The organism is Streptomyces sp. NPDC007945 (genome assembly GCF_042958885.1).
In the GTDB taxonomy this organism is placed as follows: Bacteria; Actinomycetota; Actinomycetes; order Streptomycetales; family Streptomycetaceae; genus Streptomyces.
On record NZ_JBIBJV010000022.1, the window covers coordinates 1 to 7194 of the forward strand.

Below are 7194 nucleotides of genomic sequence, written 5' to 3' on the forward strand. Positions count from 1 at the left end.
GCCACCCGCTACGACAAGACCGCCGAGTCCTACGAGGCAGCCGTCACTCTCGCCTCACTGCTGATGTGGGCGTGACATTTGACGACACCGCCTAGGTGTGCGACTGCCGCAGCTTGATTACAGCGGGGTCCGGGTCTTCTGCTTGAGACGTTCGTAGGGTGTCTGGCCGCTGAGGGCGCCGTGGTAGTTGTAGTAGTCCTCCCACTCTCTCAGCTTGTCGTTGAAGACGCCGGTGCCGTCGATGACCACGCCGTCGAGCATGCGGTAGAACTACTCGGCGTCGATGCGGTGGGAACGTTCGACCTTGCCGTTGAGGTGCGGTGATGCCGGTCTGATGTAGGTGTGGGCGATGCCCTTGTCGAGGACGTTCCAGTGGAAGGCGGACTGGAACTCCGCGCCGTTGTCGGTCTGGATCACCTCGACGCGGAACGGCAGGCGTTCCAGGGCGTAGTCGAGGAACTGCACGGCGGTCTTCTGGTCGCACCGCGGGTAGATCCGCAGGACCCGCAGCCGGGTGCAGTCGTCGGTGGCGGTGAACGGGTAGTACTTCGCCCGGCGCCGCTGCTGGGGCAGGGTGCCGGTGACCGGCGCCGCGGCCGCAGTTCGCTCCGGCAGGCCGATCGGTTCGATGAACTTGACGTCGATCTGGACGCGGTTGCCGGGCAGCTGCTTCTCGTAGCGGGTGTAGCGCCTGTCGTGCCGCTTGTAGCGTTGGGAGGCCGGCAGGCGGTTCATGCCGAGCTTCTTGAGGAAGCGGTAGACGGCGGAGCAGGCGATGTCGATGTCGTGGTACCGCTTGAGCTACATCTTGATCTTCATTGGGCCGAAGTGGTAGTGCTACCGCAGGTAGACGATCTTGTTGACGACGTCGGCCTCGGTGGCGTGGGGGCAGTGGTGGGGCTTGCTGGAGCGGTCCCGCAGACCCTCGAGGCCCTCGCCCTGGTAGCGGCGCTGCCACTTGTAGAAGCACGTGCGGCTGATGCCGTAGTAGGGGCAGGTCAGCGCGATGTTGCCGGTGACTTCTTCGGCGTGGCGCAGGACCGCCAGGCGGTGTTGAGCTTGGCGGTCCTGCTGCTGTTGCAGCGAAGGGGGCATGGCAGATCTCCGTCACGGTCGGAGACCCATGTGTAACCAACGTCCGGCAGTTTTATAGGCCGGACCAGTCGCGGACACCGAGTTCCTTGCCGAGCAGGTCCTCCTGGCGGTCGAGGAGCCACCGGAGGTCGACGTGCAGTTCCAAGGTCAGGCCGCTCGGCGGGCGGCGTCCCGGGAAGCCGGGGCGTCGTCGGGGAACGCGGCGTCGAACGCCTCGGCGATGCCCGGCTGCCGGGTGACCTCGCGGAACTCGGCGGTCGCCCTGGTCAGCCGGAGGTGGTTCTCCTCTTGGACGGCCAGGTCCGCTGGCCGGTGATCGGCGTGCGGGTGCGCCGCGAGGACTCCGGCCCGCGGGCGGCGTCCAGGGCCGGTGTCGCACGCGATGCTCCAGGAGATCCTGCTGCCGTGCACGTGGCCGGAGCTGGATTGCCTCGCCGAGATCGCCACCGGCACCAGCCGGGCCCGGGTGTGCGTCCGGGACCTCGGCGAGGCGGGCACGTTACATCGGCACAATCCTTTTTCCCGACGCACGGCGCCGACGGCACGGCGCGTGATCAACAACCGGTGCTCCATGCCAATCTGCTCGGATACGTAGTGGCTTGGAGCCGGAGGTACACCGCCCATGGCGGCGAACAACAACCCCACCGTCACAGGACGACGATTGGGGGCGGAGCTGCGCCGGCTCCGTAAGGACAGCGGCATGACCGGCACGCAGGTCGCGGCGGAGCTGCTGATCTCCCAGGCCAAGGTCAGTCACATGGAGACGGGCCGCCGTGCGGTCAGCCGTCGCGACGTACGCGATCTCTGCATGCTCTACGGCGTCACCGACCAGCACCTCGTCGACCACTTGACGGCGCTGGCCGGGGAGTCGAGCCGACAGGGCTGGTGGCACTCCTACGGCGACATCCCCCACAGCGTCCATCTCGATCTGGAGGCGGCCGCCGCCTCCATCCGGGCCTACGAGTCCATGGTGATTCCCGGCCTGCTGCAGACTCCCGCCTACGCCGCCGCGGTCATTGAGGAAACGATCCCTCTCGTCACGGTCGACCAGGCCGCAGCGCGGCTGAAGGTACAACTTCGCCGCCAGCACCGGATCTATGACCCCGCCCGCCGGTTGCATCTGCGGGTCGTCCTGGACGAATCGGCCCTGTGGCGCGTCGTCGGCAGCCGGGAGATCATGCGTGAACAACTGGAGCACCTGCACGCCCTCGGCACCGAACCGCACATCACCGTCGAGGTGCTCCCCCACAGCGCAGGCGCCCACCCGGGGCTGACGGGGCAGTTCTCCCTCCTGGAGTTCTCCGACACCCGTGAGGCGGTGGTGTACCTGGAGAGGTTCACCAGCGGCCTCTGCCTGACGAAGACGTCCGACGTCCAGCAGTACAGCGTGACGCACGCCCGGCTGCGGGCGCTGGCCCTCGCCCCGGAGCAGAGCCGGCACTTCATCACCGACGCCATCAAGCGCTACGCATCCTGAGCCCGGAGGGCGACGCGCCGGGCTGTCCCGACGCTCGGCCTCCCTCGGTCCGTACGCGACCGCAGCGCCGCCCCCGCTTTTGTCCCGGACGCCACGCCCGTACTGCGGCGCTCCTGATTCGACCCGATCGGCGTACTTCCGTGTTCACATCGGGTCGGTTTCACGGACAGCTGTGCGATGCCGCTTCGCGTGAGCTGATCAAACATCCCCTATTCGGCGATGTTGCAAATGATCGGAGGCGTAAAAGCCGCATATTTTCATCACGGTCAAGGCTGTCAGGTTATGGAATGTTTTTCCGCTCATTCCTCGTTCGCGTTTTCCCTTGAAGTCGGTGCGGAAATTTTCATGCGTAATATGCGGCCACAGCTAGAAGGCGTCCCGAGCGATCGGTAGAGCCCGGGACGCCGCGGCCCCCAACAGGAAATGGCCTCTTGATGAAGCTGAGAACCCAAGCGGCTCGCCGCGCTCTGTCCGGCTGGCTGGCCTCGGCCGTCGCGGTGACGGTTGCCGCCGTGATGGTCGCCGGATTGCCGACGCAGGCGCTGGCCATCGCGACGCCCGTGCCTCTGGCCACAGCCGCCAGCTTTTCCGTGCTGGCCGGTCAGGGCGTCACCAACACCGGTCCCTCCGTGATCGGTCACGACCTCGGAACGCACCCGAACGCGGCCATCACCGGGTTCCCGCCCGGCGAGGTGCTCGGCGCGGTGCATGCCGCCGACGCCGTGGCGTTGCAAGCCAAGTCCGACCTGGTCACGGCGTACAACAATGCGGCCGGGCAGGCCACCGACTTCGCACTCGCCGCGGGAATCGGAAACGGTACCACTCTTCTTCCGGGCGTCTACACCGCCTCTTCCGGGGTCGGACTCACCGGCGACCTGATTCTGGACGCCGGCGGAAACCCGAATTCCGTCTGGGTGTTCCAGATTCCGGAGGCCCTGACGACGGCGTCCTCCAGCCGAGTGCTTCTGACGAACGGCGCTTCGCCGTGCAACGTGTACTGGCAGATCGGGAGCTCCGCCACCCTCGGCACGAACTCCACCTTCGTGGGCACCGTCATGGCGCTGACGGACATCCACGTCACCTCGGGGACGAACATCGAGGGCCGTGCGCTGGCCCGTAACGGCGCCGTGACGCTCGACACCAACCGGATCTTCCTCGGCGCGTGTGCCACCGGTGGCACGACCATGGGAACCACGACCGGTACGACGACGGGCACGACCACCGGAGCGACGACGGGCACGACCACCGGAGCGACGACGGGCACGACCACCGGAGCGACGACGGGCACGACCCTGGGTCTGATCGGCGGCACCCTCATCGGCGGCCCCAGCGTCAACCTGGTGGGCGGTGGCACCTCGGGGAACATCGCGGGCAACACGTCCGGCAACACAGTGGGCAACACCGCCGGGAACACCACTGGCGGCAACACGTCGGGCAACAGCGCCGGCAACACGACCGGCGGCTCCATCACCGGGGGGAACGTCACCGGCGGGAACGGCGGCAAGCCGGACCACGGTGGCCCCGACCACGGCAAGCCGGACCACGGTGGCCCCGACCACGGCAAGCCGGAGCACGGTGGCCCCGAGCATGGCAAGCCGGAGCACGGTGGCCCCGACCACGGCAAGCCGGAGCACGGCGAGGGGCCTGGCAAGCCGGAGCACGGTGAGCAGGCTGACGGGCACTACGGCTACGCCGACAAGCCCGCGGTCCACGAAGGCTGAGCAGCGGGCCGCATCAAGACCCTTCATCGGATGACGGCGCGCGGCGGAACCCCCAGCGGTTCCGTCGTGCGCCGCCGGTGGGAGACACAGAGACTCAGGCGCGAGCAGCGCGTACGCGAAGGACAGGGTGGGCGGTGTCGAGCGGAATCGAATCAGCGGCCATGCGGGAACTTCAGCAGTCCGGTTCCGAGCCGGCCCCCCTGCCACCGGAACACGACAGAGCGACCCTGCCTGACAGACGGCCCGCGGGGGTCCGCGCGCTCGGAGCGGTGCTGCGCACGGCCGTGGCCCTGTGTCTGGTGACCACGCTGGTCCACGTCGTCATGGTGTTCCTTCACGTAGCCCCCTCCAACCCCGTATCGAAGCGGTACGGCCCGCAGATCAACGGATGGGTGTACCCCCTTTTCGAGCAGAATTGGCGACTCTTCGCACCGGACCCCGATTCCTTCAACCGAAAGGTTCTGGCGAGAACCGCCCAAACGGCCCCCGACGGATCGGTGCGAGTGAGCCCCTGGTTCGACCTGGCCGCCGCAGACAATGCCGCAGTCGACCACAACGCATTTCCGAGCCACACGGCTCAGAACCTTTTGCGCCGCGCCTGGAGCTCCTATGTCGAGACGCACGGAGGGAGCGACACGGCACGCTCGGAACGGGCGGTGATGATGCAGAAGTACCTGCGCAACATCGCTGCGGACCGCTTCGCCGCCCACCACGATGGCGACACGTTCGACTTCGTTCAGCTTCGGGTCGTCACGATGCCCATCGCCGCGCCCGGCACCGCCGGTGACCGCCCCCCGGTACCCACCGAGAACCGGATCCTGCCCTGGTGGAAGGTGACCCCCCATGGGAAATGAGCAGCCCTCCCGGCCCTCCCTTGCGGCGGCCGCGCCACGACGCCCCGAGGGGCCGGGGACTTCGCTCATCGGAACCACCCATCAGTGGCTCCTCGGCCGGGTCAGCGCTCTGTGGGCACTCCTCACCGGCCGCCCGGTGTCCCTCTATGCCGCCGCGGTGCTGCGCATCGGCTACGGGCTGCTGTACCTGGCCTTCCTGCTCCGCGAGTTCCCGCACCGCGGCGAGATCTGGGGACCCGACTCCCCCTGGACGCCCGCGCTGGCGGAACAGCTCTTCGAGCAGACGGGCTGGAACAGCGTCCTGATCCTGTCCGACAGTCCTGCCTACTTCGAGTTCTGCTATGCCCTGGCGGTCGTCACGTCCGTACTGTTCGTGCTGGGCTGGCGGACCCGCGTCATGTCCGTCCTCTTCGCCGTCGTGGTGATCTCGTTCCACGCGAGGTCGATCTTCATGACGGACGGGGGCGACAACCTGGTCCTGCTGATGGCCGTGTACCTCGTCCTGACCGCGTGCGGTCGGCGCTGGTCCCTGGACGCACGTCGCGTCCGGCTCAGGTCGGCTCGTGCGGGCGACGTGCCGGAGCCGGTGCGGGGCCCGTACGCGCGGGAACTCCGCCGTGCCCGCGTCACCTTGACCACGGTGGTGCACAACTGCGGCGTCTTCGTCATCGCCGCACAGGTCTGCTTCCTCTACGGGTCGGCAGGCCTGTACAAGGTCCAGGGTTCCACCTGGGGCGGCGGCACCGCTCTCCACTACGCGCTGAACCTCGAACTGTTCCAGCCCTGGCCCGCGCTCTCCCACCTCGTGGACGATTTCCCGATGGTGATCGCGATCACCGGCTACGTCACGGTGCTCGCCCAGGTGGCCTTCCCGTTCGTGCTCTTCGGCCGGCTCAAGTATCCGGTTCTTGCCGTGCTGCTCGGGATGCACATCGGCATCGCCGTACTCATGGGGCTGCCGCTCTTCTCCGGCGCCATGATCGTCGCGGACGCCGTGTTCCTGCCCGACCGCTTCTACACCTTCCTGCCCCGCCTGTGGCGACGTGCGGCACAGCACACCGGTACGAGGCAGGCGGCACCTGACCGGGCGACGGGATCGGGATCCGTGCCCGCACAGGGAGGGGCAGAGGCATCCGTGCCGCAGGGCCGGGTCGTCCGGGGTGGGGGATAGGAGCAGTTCGGTCGATGCGAAGGGCTCGGTGACGGTTTCCCGGGGCTGACCCGCGACAGGAACCGCTCCGGGCGTGCCGAGTCCTGTGCGCGGGCGCGCGTCTCCCCGCCGAGTCGCCCCGGATGTGCTCCGGTCGCGCGTCAGGCTTCAGCCACAGTCGCACCAGGGCGACCGGGATGGTGCGCCGGCCCCTCAGGCGCATCCGGGTCCGCGAGATTCGGTGAAGGGTTCCGGCTTCTGCCTCGATCACGTCCTTGAGCGAGCGGCCTTCGAGCCTGGCCGTCACACCGTCCTCGCTGTCGACGGGGCCATGACGCAGCCGGTCTGTGCGCAGGGGCGCCTGGAGCCACCACACCGATGGGGCTGCCCAAGCGGCGAGCGCCGCGGAGGGGTGTCGGGACGCGCAGGGCCGTGGGTGGGGACGGGAAAGACCCGGGTGTCGTTCCTGTGCTTCCACGGCGGGTGTGTCTACGACGAGCGCGATGACGTCCCCGCAAGGACGCGCGGCCGACCCGCTCCTCAACGTGGACGAGGTGAGTGGCGCATGGCGGTGGTCGTCACAGCGGCCCCAGCGCATTCACTCCGCCGAGGCCGCCCTTCCGGATCGTCACACGTGAGAGTGCTCGATCCACGGTCAATTTTACGCCTGCCGCCTGCCGCCTGCCGCCGGAGGGCCTCGACCCTTACCACTTTCCTGCCGCGCTCGCCGACGATCCGACGGAGCAGGTCCCGACGGCCGTCTTCGCCACCTCTTCGGCTCCCTTGTCGTCCGCTGCCGACTCTAAAGGGTGTTGCAGAAGGCTCAGTTCTGGGCATTTTCCCTGTATGGGCGGGGTGCTGCGGGCTGAGCCGGTGTGGGTGGAGACGTTCACGGGT

8 protein-coding genes are annotated in these 7194 nt (G+C 68.1%); 4 read left to right on the forward strand and 4 right to left on the reverse strand.

From position 1 onward, the window contains the following. Positions 1–117: 117 nt before the first annotated feature. From ACFZCF_RS31900 to ACFZCF_RS31915, 4 genes are all read right to left on the reverse strand, one after another. Positions 118–261: a hypothetical protein gene (locus ACFZCF_RS31900; protein WP_391290617.1), complete on the reverse strand. Its 144-nt coding sequence runs from the start codon at positions 259–261 to the stop codon at positions 118–120. A 9-nt stretch (positions 262–270) separates the two neighbouring features. Beyond that, positions 271–735, reverse strand: a complete 465-nt coding sequence (locus ACFZCF_RS31905; RefSeq protein WP_391290619.1) for a DDE-type integrase/transposase/recombinase — start codon at positions 733–735, stop codon at positions 271–273. Positions 736–837: 102 nt separating this feature from the next. Further along, positions 838–1095, reverse strand: a complete 258-nt coding sequence (locus ACFZCF_RS31910; protein ID WP_391290621.1) for a helix-turn-helix domain-containing protein — start codon at positions 1093–1095, stop codon at positions 838–840. A 147-nt stretch (positions 1096–1242) separates the two neighbouring features. After that, on the reverse strand, positions 1243–1593 hold the full coding sequence (locus ACFZCF_RS31915) for a hypothetical protein (RefSeq protein WP_391290623.1): 351 nt from the start codon (positions 1591–1593) through the stop codon (positions 1243–1245). A gap of 124 nt (positions 1594–1717) precedes the next feature. Between ACFZCF_RS31915 and ACFZCF_RS31920 the strand changes: the two genes are divergently transcribed. From ACFZCF_RS31920 to ACFZCF_RS31935, 4 genes are all read left to right on the forward strand, one after another. Then, positions 1718–2572 carry a Scr1 family TA system antitoxin-like transcriptional regulator gene (locus tag ACFZCF_RS31920; RefSeq protein ID WP_391290625.1) on the forward strand — a complete coding sequence of 285 codons (855 nt, stop codon included), beginning with the start codon at positions 1718–1720 and terminating at the stop codon, positions 2570–2572. A 434-nt stretch (positions 2573–3006) separates the two neighbouring features. After that, a complete protein-coding gene (locus ACFZCF_RS31925) occupies positions 3007–4293 on the forward strand; it encodes an ice-binding family protein (RefSeq protein WP_391290627.1) in 1287 nt (428 codons plus the stop codon). A 161-nt stretch (positions 4294–4454) separates the two neighbouring features. Continuing rightward, the gene (locus tag ACFZCF_RS31930; protein ID WP_391290631.1) at positions 4455–5147 is read left to right on the forward strand and encodes a DUF5819 family protein; all 693 of its coding nucleotides are present in this window, start codon (positions 4455–4457) and stop codon (positions 5145–5147) included. After that, on the forward strand, positions 5137–6318 hold the full coding sequence (locus tag ACFZCF_RS31935; RefSeq protein ID WP_391290629.1) for an HTTM domain-containing protein: 1182 nt from the start codon (positions 5137–5139) through the stop codon (positions 6316–6318). Before ACFZCF_RS31930 ends, ACFZCF_RS31935 begins: the two co-directional genes overlap by 11 nt. Positions 6319–7194: the final 876 nt, after the last annotated feature.